The 1,327-nt window shown below is 68.1% G+C and carries 1 protein-coding gene; it reads right to left on the reverse strand.

What is annotated here, in order from left to right; all coding sequences use genetic code 11:
- Window positions 1-23: 23 nt before the first annotated feature.
- On the reverse strand, window positions 24-1,073 hold the full coding sequence (locus ACFU8W_RS52470; RefSeq protein ID WP_384053003.1) for an IS110 family transposase: 1,050 nt from the start codon (window positions 1,071-1,073) through the stop codon (window positions 24-26).
- Window positions 1,074-1,327 lie beyond the last annotated feature (254 nt).

Raw genomic sequence — 1,327 nt, forward strand, 5'->3', positions numbered from 1 at the left:
ACCCGGGGTGCCTCTGTGTCTTGTCAAGTCCCATGATTAGGGAGCGACTTGGCTTTTCGCTCATCGGCGATCATGACGCGCCACACGTGGTCGGCCAGGCGGCGTTTCAGGCACCGCTTCGCTTCCTTCGGCGTCTTACCCTCGGAGAGTTTGCGCTGGTAGTAGGCGTGTCCGGGTGATTTCGGCATCCGTATCTGCACGACCGCGACGGTGTGGAGGACGGAGTTGAGCTGGCGGTCGCCGGAGCGGGAGAGCCGGTGGCGGGCTTTGTCCGCGCTGGCGATCTCCACCGGGGCGGCACCGGCATAGTTCGCGAATGCCGCCGAGGTGGGGAAGCGGTGAGCCCGTCCGGTGCGGCCGATCAGCCGAGCGGCCATGACCGGCCCGATGCCCGGGGTGTCCATCAGCGTGCTGCTTGATGCCTCTACCAGGCTCTGCATCCGGGCAGCGTTGTCCGTGAGCTGCTTGTCCAGTTTCCGGATCTCGGCGACCAGGTCCCAGGCGATGTCCTTCCGGACGGTCTCGATATCGCCGGCGGGACGGACGGATCGCAGCAGTTTGGCGGCCAGGTCCGCGGACAGCTGGGTCGGGGCGCCGCCGGGCAGCAGGTCACGCAGCAGCGCGTGGAGCTGGTTGACCGTGCGCACCCGGGCCTGGGCCAGGTTCACACGCCGTTCGTCCAGGAGAGCCAGCGCCGTGGTGTGATCCTCGGGCGCGAGATCCCGCCCTTCTCCCTGCAGATAAGCAACGGTGGCTGCGGCCGCTGCGTCTATCTGGTCGTTCTTACGCCGTCCACCGCGGGAAAGTTCGCGCACCCGGCTGGTCGCCGCGGCAGGCACGTCGACGACGCTCTCACCGCGGGCGACGAGCCACTGGGCGAGATGCCGGCCCAGGCCGTTGGCGTTCTCCACAGCCCACTTCCGCTGTGGCCACCGCTTGGCCCAGGCCAGCAGCCGCCGGTAGTCCGCCAGACTGGCCTCGATCCGCATCGACCCGACCTGCTGGTTCGAGACCGGCTCGACGGCGGTGGCGGTGTGGGTGGACTTGTGTGGGTCGACACCGAGCAGTATCACGGGACCTGATTCCTCACAGTCGGACGACGGGGACAGCCACGGTCGACACGCCGACTTCCGGAACCAACCTGGCCGGGACACGCCTCTGTTGAGTCAGACCGCGGACGGACACCGGACCGGCGACATACCCCGGGAGAGCCAGCCCCGAAGAGCGGCAGACGGTTCACGAGTCACCCGGACCGGCGTCCTACGGCACGCTACGAGCGGCCAACCCGACCGCGTCCCGCTTTCCCCATACAAGTCGGCGGTTCACT

This window comes from Streptomyces sp. NPDC057565 (assembly GCF_042801455.1).
Lineage (GTDB): Bacteria > Actinomycetota > Actinomycetes > Streptomycetales > Streptomycetaceae > Streptomyces > Streptomyces yanii.